Below are 12,401 nucleotides of genomic sequence, written 5' to 3'. Positions count from 1 at the left end.
GTTCTCCAGCGTTCGAAAAAGGGGCGCTCAGCGCGGGGTATGGATGGCGATCTCGCTCACCGGCGGGCGCACCGGCACGGCCAGCGGCTCAGGTATGCCGGAACGCGCGCGCGCGCTGGAGGCGGCCGGGCAGCGGCCGTGCTCGCGGTAGTACAGCGCCGCCGCCAGCTGGCCTTCGGCCGGGTCGCCCTGCGCGCGGCTGAAGTCGTCGGCCACGTTGCAGGTCGGGGCGAAGCCGTCGCTGTAGTCGCCGAAGCCCTTTGCGTTCACGCCCTGGTACTGGATGGTGAAGTAGGTGGTGCCGCAGTTGGGCGTGGGGACAAAGGCGTAGGGCTTGCCGCAGGTCTGGCCGCCGATCAGGTTGACTTCCACGTCGACGCCGCGCAGTCCGTTGATCACCGATTCGCTGGCCGAGCAGGTGCCCGGGCCGGTCAGGATGGTGACGCGCTTCAGATTCAGCTTGGGCAAGGGCGCCAGATAAGGCGCCGGCTTGGCGGTGTACAGGCCGAGCGACAGGGGCAGGAAAATCAGCGGCGTCTGCGGCGCCCCCTTGTCGTTGACCAGGGTATGCTCAAACGTCTTGCCGGCGGTGGGCTCGGCGCCGGCGATCATATAGGCCAGTTCGCTGGCGATCACCAGCAGGCCGCCGCCGTTGTAGCGCATGTCCAGCACCAGGTCGTTCACCTTGGCCTCCTCCAGCTGCTTGAAGGCTTCAATCAGCTGCAGCTCGGACACCGCGTTATGGCTGTTGAAGGTCAGATAGCCCACCTTGCCGGTCGGCGTATCGATCACCTTGGTGTTCTGCACCGGCGGCACGTCCAGCTTGGCCGCTTTCAGGAACACCATGAACTTCTGCAGGCCGCGCGCCAGCAGGAACTCGTGCACTTCGCCGGCCTTGACGGGGAACAGGCCCGCGTTGAGCTTGGCGACGGTGGCCGCGTCGCCGGCCCAGACAAAGTTCTGGAAATCCACCTGCTGCAGCACATCGCCCCGGCGCAGGCCGGCCTGGTCGGCTGGCGAGCCGGGCAGGATGGAGGTGATGGTCCAGGTGCGGGGAATGTTGGGGCCGGTATTGCGGGCCCAGTTCATGCCGTAGCCCAGCTCCACGCCGCGCGACAGTTCGTCGTATTCGGCGCTCGAGTAGGTGAAGTGGTAGCGGTCCTTGGGCTTGCCGTTGGCGGTCAGCAGCGGCGTCTTGAGCACATCGAAGTAACTCAGCGCGGTGCTGTAGGAGGCCGGGTTGTTGGCCGGCACTTCCGAATACCACAGATAGGTGTCGTCGGTCCACAGGCGCAGGAAGGACTTCTCGTCGTCCAGCGTGCCCTGGCGGTCGGGATAGAACGCGGTGGCGGTGGACTGGCGCGGCGCGGCGCACAGGTTCATAAAGCTGGAATAGGCGGGCAAGGCCGGCGCGGCCATGCCGCTGGGCGCGCTGCGCGAGACGGCGGCGGGAGTGTTGCCGGCGGCGCCGGTATTGTTGACGTCGCCGCCGCAGCCGGCCAGGCTGAGCAGCAAAACGGCGGCCCAACACGAGAGTAAGGAAATTTTCATGCGGGAATTATAGTCGCCCGCCATGCCTTTTTTTGTCACAGATTGTTGCAAGCTGTGACGCGGCGGAAGAACAAAGGGGACCGCACCGCAATGCGGCGCGATCCCCTTCAGCATGCTAACCGGCTCAGGCCGCCTGGTGGCTGGCCGGCTGGCCGGCGTGGTAGGCGGCGATCAGGCCGGCTTCCTTGGCCTTGGCCGCCTTCAGGTGGCGCTCCTTCACATGGCCGTAGCCGCGGATGTCTTCCGGAATGCTGGCGATGGCCACCGCCTGCGCCAGGTTGGCGTCCGTCAGCTTGCCCAGCAGGCCGGCCACGGTCTGGCGGTACTCGGCGATCAGCGCGCGCTCCATCTTGCGCTCGGCGGTGTAGCCGAAGATGTCCAGCGCGGTGCCGCGCAGGCCCTTGAACTTGGCCAGCACGCCGAAGGCCTTCATCATCCACGGGCCGAACTGCTGCTTGACCAGGTGGCCTTCCGCATCGGTCTTGGCCAGCAGCGGCGGCGCCAGGTGGAACTTGATCTGGTAGTCGCCTTCGAACATATTCGCCACTTTCTCCTTGAAGGCCGGATCGGTGTACAGGCGCGCCACTTCGTACTCGTCCTTGTACGCCATCAGCTTGTAGAAGTAGCGCGCCACCGCTTCGGTCAGGCGCAGCTGCTTGTGGCCCAGCTTGCCCTCTTCGGCGCGCACGTGGTCCACGAACTCCTTGTAGCGGGCGGCGTAGGCGGCGTCCTGGTAGGCGGTCAGCAGTTCCACGCGGCGCTGGATGATGTCGTCCAGCGACTGCGTGCGCTTGAACTCGATCACCTTGGCTGGCGCGGTCAGGCGGGTCACCATGCCCAGGTCGTGCGCGGCGGTGCGGCCCCAGTTGAAGGCGGTCTTGTTGAAGCCGACCGACACGCCGTTCAGCTCGATCGCCTTGAGCAGCGACGCCTCCGTCAGCGGCACCTGGCCTTTTTGGAAGGCGTAGCCCAGCATGAACATATTGGTGGCGATGGAGTCGCCCATCAACGCGGTGGCGATCTGGCCGGCGTCGACGAACTCCACGCGCTCGGCGCCGCAGGCGCGCATGATTTCGCTTTGCGAGCTGGCGCCCGGGAACTGCCAGTCCGGATTCTTCACGAAGGCCGCCGTGGTGGCGCCGGTGGAATTGACGGCGGCCCAGGTGCGGCCCTCGCCCATGCGCGACAGCGCGTCGCGGCTGGCGGTGACGATCTGGTCGCAGCCTATCACCAGGTTGGCCGCGCCGGTGCCCACGCGGGTCGAGTGCAGGTCGGCCTGCCTGTCGGCCAGGCGCACGTGCGACATGACCGGGCCGCCCTTCTGCGCCAGGCCGCTCATGTCCAGCACCACCGCGCCCTTGCCTTCCACGTGCGCCGCCATGGCCAGGATCTGGCCCACGGTCACCACGCCGGTGCCGCCGATGCCGGTGATCAGGATGCCGAACGGCTCCTCGGTCGACAGCATGGCCGGCGACGGCAGCGCCGGCATGGCGGCCGCATTGGGCCCGCCTTCGGCGGCGGCCTTCTTCGGTTTCTTCAGCGCGCCGCCTTCCACCGTCACGAAGGACGGGCAGAAACCGGTGGTGCAGGAGAAGTCCTTGTTGCAGGAGGACTGGTTGATCTGGCGCTTGCGGCCCAGTTCCGTTTCCAGCGGCTCCACCGACAGGCAGTTCGACTGCACCGAGCAGTCGCCGCAGCCTTCGCACACGGCTTCGTTGATCACGGCGCGCTTGGCCGGATCCGGATACTCATTGCGTTTCCGGCGGCGGCGCTTCTCGGAGGCGCAGGTCTGGTCGTAAATCATGGCCGACACGCCCGGCTTGTCGCGCAGCTCGCGCTGCACGTCCATCAGCTCGGCGCGGTGGCGCACGGTCACGCCTTCGGCCCATTTGTAATCGTCCGGATATTTGTCCGGTTCGTCGGTGACGACGATAATCGGCGTGACGCCTTCGGCCGCGATCTGGCGCGAAATCATGCCGGGGTCGAGCGGGCCGTCGAAGGTCTGGCCGCCGGTCATGGCGACGGCGTCGTTGAACAGGATCTTGTAGGTGATGTTCACCTTGGCCGCCACCGCCGCGCGGATCGCCAGGATGCCGGAGTGGAAATAGGTGCCGTCGCCCAGGTTGGTGAAGACATGCTTCTCGTTGGTGAACGGCGCCTGCCCCACCCAGGTCACGCCCTCGGCGCCCATGTGGGTGAAGGTGGAGGTTTCGCGGTCCATCCACAGCACCATGTAGTGGCAGCCGATGCCGGCCAGCGCGCGCGAACCTTCCGGCACCTTGGTCGAGCTGTTGTGCGGGCAGCCGGAGCAGAAGAAGGGCGTGCGGTCGGTTTCCGGATTGGCTTTCACCGGCAGGTTTTTCAGCGCCAGTTCCTTCGCCTCCAGGAAGGCCACGCGTTCCTGGACGCGCTTGGCGACCGGATGGCCGGCGCAGTAGTGGGCGATGCGCGAGGCGATGGCGCGCGCGATCTGCGCCGGGTTCAGCTCGTAGGTGGCCGGCAGCAGCCAGTCGCCGTGGCCGGTCTTGCCCTTGTTGCTCCATTCGCCGGTGTCGTCGAACTTGCCCACCACGCGCGGACGCTCGCCGTCCGGCAGGTTGTACAGCTCTTCCTTCAGCGCGTATTCCAGGATCTGGCGCTTCTCTTCCACCACCAGGATCTCGTCCAGGCCCTTGGCGAATTCGTGCACGCCGTCCGCTTCCAGCGGCCAGGTCATGCCGATCTTGTACAGGCGGATGCCGATGTCGGCGGCGGCCTGCTCGTCTATGCCCAGGTCGGCCAGCGCCTGGCGCGTGTCCAGGTAGGACTTGCCGGCGGTGATGATGCCGATCTTCGGTTTCGGCGAGTCCCAGATGATCTTGTTCAGCTTGTTGGCGCGGCAGTAGGCCAGCGCGGCGTACCACTTGTAGCTGTTCATGCGCACTTCCATGTCCAGCACGGTGTCCGGCCAGCGGATGTTCAGGCCGCCCTCCGGCAGCTCGAAGTCGGTCGGCAGCTGGATCTGCACGCGGTCGGGGTCGAAGTCGACCACGGCGCCGGATTCGATGATGTCGGTGACGCACTTCATCGACACCCACAGGCCGGTGTAGCGGCTCATGGCCCAGGCGTGCAGGCCGTAGTCGATGTATTCCTGCACCGAGGACGGGTACAGCACCGGAATGCCGCAGGCGTTCAGGATGTGGTCGGACTGGTGGGCGGTGGAGGAGGACTTGGCGGCATGGTCGTCGCCGGCCAGCACCAGCACGCCGCCGTGCTTGGCGGAACCGGCGTTGTTGGCGTGCTTGAAGACGTCGCCGCAGCGGTCCACGCCGGGGCCTTTGCCGTACCACATGGAGAACACGCCGTCGTACTTGGCGTCCTCGAACAGATTGGTCTGCTGCGTGCCCCAGACGGCGGTGGCCGCCAGGTCTTCGTTCATGCCGGGATGGAATTTGACGTGGTGCGCGTCCAGGTATTTCTTGGCCTTCATGGCCGTCATGTCGACGCTGGTGACCGGCGAGCCGCGGTAGCCGGTGATGTAGCCGGCCGTGTTCAGGCCCGCTTTCAGGTCGCGCTCGCGCTGCATCATGGGCAGGCGTATCAGCGCCTGGGTACCGGTCATGAAGGCGCGGCCGCGCTCCAGGGTCCATTTGTCGTCTAGCGAAATCTCTTGCGCTGGCTTACCGGATTCCAGATGGGAATCTTTGACTGGTGCGTTCATTACTGTCTCCAATTATTCTCATGGGTGCTGCTGCCCGGCGCGCCGTCTGCGCGGCGCTGGCGGGATAAGGCCTCGCCGTGCTACACGGCGGCCTTGTCGTCTTTCAATACGCCGCGCTTGATCTGGTCCAGCTCGATGGACTCGAACAGCGCGCGGAAGTTCCCTTCGCCGAAGCCCTGGTCGCCCTTGCGCTGGATGATCTCGAAGAAGATCGGCCCGATCACGTTCTGCGTGAAGATCTGCAGCAGCAGCTCGCGCTCGCTTTCAGTGCTGTGGCCGTCGATCAGGATGCGCAGGCGGCGCAGCTCGTCGAGGTTCTCGCCGTGGTGCGGCAGGCGGCGGTTCACCAGCTCGTAATAGGTCTCTATGGTGTCCTGGAACACGATGCCGGTGCCGCGCATGGCCTGGATGGACTGGTAGATATTGTCCGTGCCCAGCGCAATGTGCTGAATGCCCTCGCCATGGTAGGCGTCCAGGTATTCGGCGATCTGCGATTTGTCGTCCGACGATTCATTGATCGGGATGCGGATCTTGCCGCATGGCGAAGTCATGGCTTTCGACTTCAGGCCGGTCAGCTTGCCTTCGATGTCGAAGTAGCGGATCTCGCGGAAGTTGAACAGGTTCTCGTAGAACGAAGCCCATTCCTTCATGCGGCCGCGGTGCACATTGTGGGTCAGGTGGTCGATATAGGTCAGGCCATTGCCGACCGGATTGGCCACCGCGCCGGGTATCGCCACGAAGTCCACGTCGTAGATGCTGATGTCGCCGATGGCGCCGGCCGGCACGCCCTTGGCGGCGTTCTTGCCGCGCCAGCGGTCCACGAAGTACAGCAGCGAGTCGCCCACGCCCTTGATGGCGGGAATGTTCAGCTCCATCGGGCCGGTCTTGTTGTCGAAGCCCCAGGCGCCCAGTTCCAGCGCGCGCTGGTAGGCAAAAGCGGCGTCGTCCACGCGGATGGCGATGGCGCACACGGACGGGCCGTGCTGGCGCGCGAAGCGCTGCGCGAAGGAGTCCTGCTCGGCGTTGATGATGAAGTTGATGTCGCCTTGGCGGTACAGGGTCACATCCTTGTGGCGGTGGCGGGCAATGGCGGTAAAGCCCATGCTCTCGAACAGCGCGCCCAGGGCCTTGGGGTCCGGCGCGGCGTATTCGACAAACTCAAAACCATCGGTACCCATAGGGTTGTCCCAGGACTCGAATTTCATGCGTGTCTCCTCTGCTTATTTTCCGCCCAGTATAGTCCCGCAGGGGGGGCATTAAATTGCGAACAATTCCCGGACGCCGCCGATGTGCGCAATAATATTGCTTGTAACCTGACCAAAAGAGGGATTTATGACCAAGATTGCGCTCGACAAAACCGACCGTAAAATTCTGGCAATTTTGCAGGGCGACGGCCGCCTGTCCAACCAGGACGTGGCCGAGCAAGTCAGCCTGTCGCCATCGCCGTGCCTGCGCCGCATCAAGCGGCTGGAAGAGGAAGGCGTGATACGCCAGTACGTGGCGCTGCTGGACCCGGACAAGATCGGCCTGGGCCTGCTGGCCTATGTCAACGTGCGCCTGGAAAAGCACAGCGACGCGGCCGCCGCCAACCACAGCACCGCGCGCGCGCTGGGCGTGAACCCGGGCGGCACCTCGCCGCGCGCCGACTTCGCGGTGGCGGTGGAACAGTGGCCGGAAGTGGTGGCCTGCTACGCCATGACGGGCGAGATGGACTACCTGCTGCGGGTGCACGTGGAGGACATGGACCACTTCTCGCGCTTCATGATGGCCACCCTGCTGCGCCACCCTGCCGTGCTGGACGTGAAGTCCAGTTTCGCCCTGCAGCGCATCAAGGACACCACCGCCCTGCCCCTGGTTTGATGCGGAGAGGCAGGCCATTGCTGCTCAGCCTGGCGCTGCGGACGACTGGACGAAGTCGATAAAAGCCCGCAGCGGCGCCGGCAAGTGGCGCCGGCCGGAATAGTACAAATACGGTCCGGGGAAAGGCATCCACCAGTCTTCCAATACCGGCTGCAGCTGGCCGGCCGCGATATACGGCGCCAGCCATTCCTCGAACAGATACACCAGGCCGTGCCCCGCCACGGCGGCGCTGACGGCCATGTCCGCCGCCGTCGGCGTGACGATCAGGGGGCCGCTGGGCTCCACGCTCAAACGCTGGCCTTGGCGCTCGAATTCCCACGGCGGCATGGCGCCGCTTAAAAAGCGGCCGCGCAGGCAGGCATGCTGCAACAGCTCGCCCGGGTGCTGCGGCACGCCGCGCCTCGCCAGATAGGACGGCGCCGCCGCCACCGCAAACCGCTGCGTGCGCGGGCCGATCGGAATGGCGATCATGTCCTGCTCCAGCTTTTCGCCGTAGCGTATGCCCGCGTCGCAGCCGCCGGCCACCACGTCGACGAAATTGTTGTCGACCACCACATCCAGCGTCACCTCGGGATACGCCGCCATGAAGCGCTCCACCATGGGCTGCAGGAAAAACCGTGCCGCGCTGACCGGCACATTGAGCCGCAGCATGCCGCGCGGGCTGCCGCGCAGCGTGTTGAGCACGTCGAGCGCCCCCGCCACCTCATCGAGCGCCGGGCGCAAGCGCGTCAACAGCAAGGCCCCCGCCTCGGTCGGCGTCACGCTGCGGGTGGTGCGCACCAGCAGGCGGATGCCAAGCTGGTTTTCCAGGCGCCGCAAGGCCTCGCTCAGCGCCGACGCGGACTGGCCGCCGGCGCGCCCGGCCTGGCGGAATCCGCCGTGCTGGACGACGGCGGCGAAGGCCGACAAATCGGCCATGGACGGCAGTTCGCTGCTCATGGATGCATCCTTATTGTGCGGAATATCGTACAGCCCGTGCGGGATTGCCCCGATTATCACACGGACGCACCGCCGCTACCATGTGCCATGCCATCCCACTCAACCGACAGGAGCACCACATGCAAACCAATTCCGCCGCATCCCCCTACCTTCCCTCCAGCGACCAGTTCACGCCCGCGCAGTGCGGCATCGGCTTCAACCGGCTGGGCTACGGCGCCATGCAACTGGCCGGGCCGCATGTCTGGGGGCCGCCCAAAGACCGCGCCGCCGCCGTGGCGGTCTTGCGCGCCGCAGTGGAAATGGGCGTCAACCACATCGACACCGCCGACTTCTACGGCCCCCACGTTACCAACGAGCTGATACGCGAAGCGCTGCATCCCTACCGCGACAGCCTCACCATCGTCACCAAGATCGGCTTCCGGCGCGGGGATGACCAATCGTGGCTGCCGGCCGCCGCGCCAGAACAGCTGCGCGCCGCAGTCCACGACAACCTGCGCAACCTGGGCCTGGACGCGCTGGACGTAGTCAACCTCCGCGCGCCCGGCGTGGCCGGGCCGGACGGCTCGTCCATAGGCGAAGCGCTGGCCGTGCTGGTGCGCATGAAGGATGAGGGGCTGATACGCCATATCGGCGTGAGCAATGTGGACGCCGCCCAGGTGGCCGAGGCGCAGCGGATGACCAGCATCGTCTGCGTGCAGAACCAGTACAACCTGGCCCACCGCGGCGACGAAGCGCTGATCGACACGCTGGCTGCGCAAGGCATCGCCTACGTGCCGTTCTTCCCGCTGGGCGGCTTCACGCCGCTGCAATCGGACACGCTGACGCAAGTTGCGGCGTCGCTGGGCGCCACGCCGATGCAGGTGGCGCTCGCGTGGCTGCTGCAGCGCGCGCCCAACATCCTGGTCATTCCGGGAACCTCATCGGTGGCCCACCTGCGCGAGAACGTGGCGGCAGGCGCGCTGCGGCTCGATGCGCAGGCCCTGGCGGCGCTGAACGCGATGTGAGGCAGCAGCGCTGCCTAGTCGGGAGTGTTTTTGCGGCCGGGCAGCTTGTCGAACCATTTGACGGCGGCGCGGGTATTGGCCTTGAGCGCGTAGTCCAGCGTGGCCACCTGCTCCTCCACCGCCTCCTGCAGCATGCTGGCCGGGTTGGCCGCCTCCAGCTTCAGGTAGGCGTCGGCCTCGCCGTAGTCGCGGTGGATCTGCATGCCGGCCTTTTTGGCGATATGCATCATGGTCTGGTTGGACGACAGGCAGTGCATATAGAGCGTGTCGACGTCGTTGTTGCGGCAGTGGATGGCGGCGCGCTCGAACAGCTTGGAGCCTATGCCCAGCCCGCGCGCCGACTTCGACACCGACACGCCGAACTCCGCCACCCGCTCCTTCTCGGTGGCCGACTTCTTGGTTTCCTTGGGCGCAAACGCCAGGTGGCCCACGGCCACCAGCTTGAACACGCGGTTGTAGACGCCGAACACCATGTCGCGCGAAAAGTCGATGCCCTGCGCGTACTTGGCGACCTGCTCGTCGCCCAGGTAGGAGCCGAAGCGCAGCAGGCGGTCGCCCCGCTCCAGCGCCAGGAAATGCTTGAGCATGCGCCGCCGGTCGCGCTCGGCCAGCTCCTTGACCATCACGGTCGGCCGGTACTGGCCGCCCTTCAGCCAGCGCCGCAGCGGATTGCGAAACATGTTCAGTCTGGTCACTCATCACTCCCTCGCCACGCGTTGTGCGGCGCAGCATGAAACCCCATTGTATCCGAATTGAAAAACGAAAATCGAGGCCTGCCTCTAGCGTGACCAATTATCGTTCGACATTGCAATTTTAGTGAAGTCGCCTGTCGTTGACGTGTCGCAACCCACGCGTTTACGCCTGAGTAAAAATGCTTTGAGCAACCATCAAACACTTGGGAGGCACTTATGGCAATCGACGTGTACCTGCAAATCGATGGCATCAAAGGCGAATCGGCGGATTCAGCGCACCAAGGCTGGATTGAGATTACTTCTGCACACTGGGGCGTGACGCAGCCCAAGAGCGCCACTGCCTCTACAGGAGGTGGCCACACTGCCGAAAGGTGCGAGCACCGCACGCTGTCGCTTACCAAAGTTGCAGACTTGGCGTCCCCGATCCTGATGCAGACATGCTCAATGGGTCGCACGATTCCCAAAGCAAAGCTTGAATTCATGCGGGCTGATGGATTTGGCATGCCCGTCAAATCCACCCCAAGGATACACGCGGCTATTTCATGTTGCCGCAAGCCCCCGAAGACGCAGGCTACTACGTGTACGAAAACGTCGGCGGCAGGAAAAACACCGGGCATTTGGCGCAATATGCCCACTCCAACCTGCTGTCGCTGATATTTCACGTCGAACGGGAATGGCAAGCTATATCTGATCGTAAGTTTGGTATCGGAAACATCAGCATTGATGGCGGGCTTCCGTATGACAAACACAAGAGCCATCAAAAAGGTATCGAAGTAGACTGCCGCCCCATCCGAAAGGACCAGCTTACTGGCCAAGCCGCACGTGTCTCACGCTTTGATGATGTCTATGATTGCGAACAGACGATCAAGCTCATTCGGCTATTTGTCGAGCACCCCATGGTAAAAGTCGTGTACTTCAACGATGACAAGGTACAGCAAGCACTAGGAGGCCGCGTCCGCTCATTAATCGGCCATGACGATCACTTTCACGCCGAGGTCCGGGAGCCAAAATGAAAATCAATGCTGTATTAGTGGTCTGTGCTCTTGCAATTTTTTCCGACGTTCGCGCTGGCGAGAAGAAATCAGATGAATGGGAAGGTGCGCCGCCAAAACCATTGAACGGAGACTACCAAGTCTATGGTGGCACTTTATCCGAAATGCTTCCGCCGACCAAAAAAGACAGAAAAATAGCCTTCATGTTTAAAGGGGGGCTCGCAAGAGACTTGTTCAACCAGATCGGCCCCGACTCGAAGGATACCTGTAGCGCAGCCAATGATTACAGGGAAAGAGCGCGCGGCGACATTTCCTGCACCTACACTTCGGCCCAAGGATACTCATGCTATCTAGGGCTCAACGTTGTCACTGGAAAGAGCACTCAGGGCTCGATCTGCTAGGCTGAAGTCAGGACTCCTCGTCCTCGCTGGCGCCGAGGGCGGTGCGGACTGCGCCGACGCGGGCGCTGTGGACCAGTTCGGGGATGCGCTGCGGATTGCCGGCGCTGCCCTGGGCGATTTCGCCGGCGTTCACGGCGCGCGCGGCGGCCAAGGCGGCTTCCAGGTGCGCCAGCTGCGGGAAGGGCTTGTCACGGAAGCTGACGCCGTTGCCTTCGCGGCCGCGGGAATCGCATTCGGTGGCCAGCAGCATCTGCGTGAAGCGGGCCGGCTTGCGGAAGGCGTCGCAGCGCTCCAGCAGTTTGACGATGGTGTTCGGCCGCAGTTGCAGCGCGCGGCCCACGTTGCCGTGCTCGCGCGCCGTCATCACGGCCAGGTCGCGGCATTCGCTGGGCACTTTCAGGCGCTTGCACACCTGCTCCACCAGCTTGGCGCCGTCGCCTTCGTGGCCGTGGTGCGACGGCCATTTTTCCGGCGGCGTGAGGCCTTTGCCCAGGTCGTGCATCAGGCAGGCGAAGCGCACCGCCAGCTCGTGGCTGCGCGCGGCGGCGTAGTCGACCACCAGCTGCATGTGCACGCCGGTGTCGATTTCAGGATGGTGCGCTTCCGGCTGCGGCACGCCCCACAGCGCGTCCAGCTCGGGCAGGATGCGCGCCAGCGCGCCGCAGTCGCGCAGCACTTGCAGCATGCGCGAGGGTTTTTGTTCCATCAGCCCGCGCGACACTTCCTGCCACACACGCTCGGGCACCAGCGCGTCCACTTCGCCCTGCTCCGCCATCTGCCGCATCAGCGCATTGGTTTCGGGGGCCACCGTGAAGTCCGGGTAGCGCGCGGCGAAGCGGGCCACGCGCAGGATGCGCACCGGGTCTTCCGCGAACGCGTCCGACACGTGGCGGAAAATGCGCTGTTCGATGTCGCGGCGGCCGTTGTACGGGTCGGTCAGCGTGCCGTCTTCCGCCTTGGCGATGGCGTTGATGGTGAGGTCGCGCCGCACCAGGTCGTCCTCCAGCGTGACATCGGGCGAGGTGTGGAACACGAAGCCCTTGTAGCCGGGCGCGGTCTTGCGCTCGGTGCGGGCCAGCGCATATTCCTCCTGCGTCTTCGGGTGCAGGAACACCGGGAAATCCTTGCCCACCGGGCGGAAGCCCTGCGCCAGCATGTCCTCCGGCGTGGCGCCGACCACCACGTGGTCGTGGTCCTGCACGGGCAGGCCGAGCAGCTCGTCGCGCACGGCGCCGCCCACCACGTAAATCTTCATCGCCATA

10 protein-coding genes and 1 pseudogene are annotated in these 12,401 nt (G+C 64.8%); 5 read left to right on the top strand and 6 right to left on the bottom strand.

Annotation, left to right across the window (positions count from 1 at the left end; genetic code table 11):
* Window positions 1-27: 27 nt before the first annotated feature.
* The 3 genes from AC07S4_RS29775 to hppD form a co-directional block, all read right to left on the bottom strand.
* Window positions 28-1,551, bottom strand: a complete 1,524-nt coding sequence (locus AC07S4_RS29775; RefSeq protein ID WP_494990026.1) for a S41 family peptidase — start codon at window positions 1,549-1,551, stop codon at window positions 28-30.
* A gap of 124 nt (window positions 1,552-1,675) precedes the next feature.
* The gene (locus tag AC07S4_RS29770) at window positions 1,676-5,251 is read right to left on the bottom strand and encodes an indolepyruvate ferredoxin oxidoreductase family protein (RefSeq protein ID WP_494990025.1); all 3,576 of its coding nucleotides are present in this window, start codon (window positions 5,249-5,251) and stop codon (window positions 1,676-1,678) included.
* 80 nt (window positions 5,252-5,331) lie between these two features.
* Window positions 5,332-6,456, bottom strand: coding sequence for a 4-hydroxyphenylpyruvate dioxygenase (gene hppD, locus AC07S4_RS29765; protein ID WP_494990024.1), 1,125 nt, complete (start codon window positions 6,454-6,456; stop codon window positions 5,332-5,334).
* A gap of 127 nt (window positions 6,457-6,583) precedes the next feature.
* On the opposite strand from hppD, the gene AC07S4_RS29760 reads away from it, so the two are divergent.
* Complete coding sequence (locus AC07S4_RS29760) at window positions 6,584-7,111, top strand: Lrp/AsnC family transcriptional regulator (protein ID WP_161071514.1); 528 nt, start codon at window positions 6,584-6,586, stop codon at window positions 7,109-7,111.
* A 24-nt stretch (window positions 7,112-7,135) separates the two neighbouring features.
* Here the strand turns inward: AC07S4_RS29760 and AC07S4_RS29755 are convergent, their stop codons facing one another.
* Window positions 7,136-8,050, bottom strand: a complete 915-nt coding sequence (locus AC07S4_RS29755) for a LysR family transcriptional regulator (protein WP_494990023.1) — start codon at window positions 8,048-8,050, stop codon at window positions 7,136-7,138.
* Window positions 8,051-8,169: 119 nt separating this feature from the next.
* Between AC07S4_RS29755 and AC07S4_RS29750 the strand changes: the two genes are divergently transcribed.
* Window positions 8,170-9,054 (top strand): oxidoreductase, encoded by an 885-nt coding sequence (locus AC07S4_RS29750; protein ID WP_494990022.1) that lies wholly within the window; start codon window positions 8,170-8,172, stop codon window positions 9,052-9,054.
* A gap of 14 nt (window positions 9,055-9,068) precedes the next feature.
* On the opposite strand, the gene AC07S4_RS29745 is transcribed toward AC07S4_RS29750, so the two are convergent.
* Window positions 9,069-9,734 (bottom strand): GNAT family N-acetyltransferase, encoded by a 666-nt coding sequence (locus AC07S4_RS29745; RefSeq protein ID WP_494990046.1) that lies wholly within the window; start codon window positions 9,732-9,734, stop codon window positions 9,069-9,071.
* Between the two features lie 228 nt (window positions 9,735-9,962).
* Here AC07S4_RS29745 and AC07S4_RS29740 point away from each other — a divergent pair.
* The 3 genes and pseudogenes from AC07S4_RS29740 to AC07S4_RS29730 all read left to right on the top strand — a co-directional run.
* Window positions 9,963-10,259: pseudogene (locus AC07S4_RS29740) on the top strand (Hcp family type VI secretion system effector); the annotation flags it as partial.
* 29 nt (window positions 10,260-10,288) lie between these two features.
* Window positions 10,289-10,759: a M74 family metallopeptidase gene (locus AC07S4_RS29735; protein WP_494990021.1), complete on the top strand. Its 471-nt coding sequence runs from the start codon at window positions 10,289-10,291 to the stop codon at window positions 10,757-10,759.
* Complete coding sequence (locus AC07S4_RS29730) at window positions 10,756-11,139, top strand: hypothetical protein (protein WP_494990020.1); 384 nt, start codon at window positions 10,756-10,758, stop codon at window positions 11,137-11,139. Before AC07S4_RS29735 ends, AC07S4_RS29730 begins: the two co-directional genes overlap by 4 nt.
* Before the next feature lie 7 nt (window positions 11,140-11,146).
* Here AC07S4_RS29730 and AC07S4_RS29725 read toward each other — a convergent pair whose 3' ends face one another.
* Window positions 11,147-12,394, bottom strand: coding sequence for a multifunctional CCA addition/repair protein (locus AC07S4_RS29725; protein WP_494990045.1), 1,248 nt, complete (start codon window positions 12,392-12,394; stop codon window positions 11,147-11,149).
* Between the last annotated feature and the right edge of the window lie 7 nt (window positions 12,395-12,401).

It is taken from the genome of Pseudoduganella sp. GW821-FHT05F09 (assembly GCF_059419605.1).
Note: the sequence above shows the minus strand (reverse complement) of the source record. Positions and strands in the feature narration are given on the sequence as shown.

Coding starts and splice junctions, on each gene's coding strand:
- AC07S4_RS29775 (WP_494990026.1), bottom strand. CDS start 1,551: ATGAAAATTTCCTTACTCTCGTGTTGGGCCGCCGTTTTGCTGCTCAGC.
- AC07S4_RS29735 (WP_494990021.1), top strand. CDS start 10,289: ATGTTGCCGCAAGCCCCCGAAGACGCAGGCTACTACGTGTACGAAAAC.
- hppD (WP_494990024.1), bottom strand. CDS start 6,456: ATGAAATTCGAGTCCTGGGACAACCCTATGGGTACCGATGGTTTTGAG.
- AC07S4_RS29755 (WP_494990023.1), bottom strand. CDS start 8,050: ATGAGCAGCGAACTGCCGTCCATGGCCGATTTGTCGGCCTTCGCCGCC.
- AC07S4_RS29750 (WP_494990022.1), top strand. CDS start 8,170: ATGCAAACCAATTCCGCCGCATCCCCCTACCTTCCCTCCAGCGACCAG.
- AC07S4_RS29770 (WP_494990025.1), bottom strand. CDS start 5,251: ATGAACGCACCAGTCAAAGATTCCCATCTGGAATCCGGTAAGCCAGCG.
- AC07S4_RS29725 (WP_494990045.1), bottom strand. CDS start 12,394: ATGAAGATTTACGTGGTGGGCGGCGCCGTGCGCGACGAGCTGCTCGGC.
- AC07S4_RS29745 (WP_494990046.1), bottom strand. CDS start 9,734: ATGTTTCGCAATCCGCTGCGGCGCTGGCTGAAGGGCGGCCAGTACCGG.
- AC07S4_RS29730 (WP_494990020.1), top strand. CDS start 10,756: ATGAAAATCAATGCTGTATTAGTGGTCTGTGCTCTTGCAATTTTTTCC.
- AC07S4_RS29760 (WP_161071514.1), top strand. CDS start 6,584: ATGACCAAGATTGCGCTCGACAAAACCGACCGTAAAATTCTGGCAATT.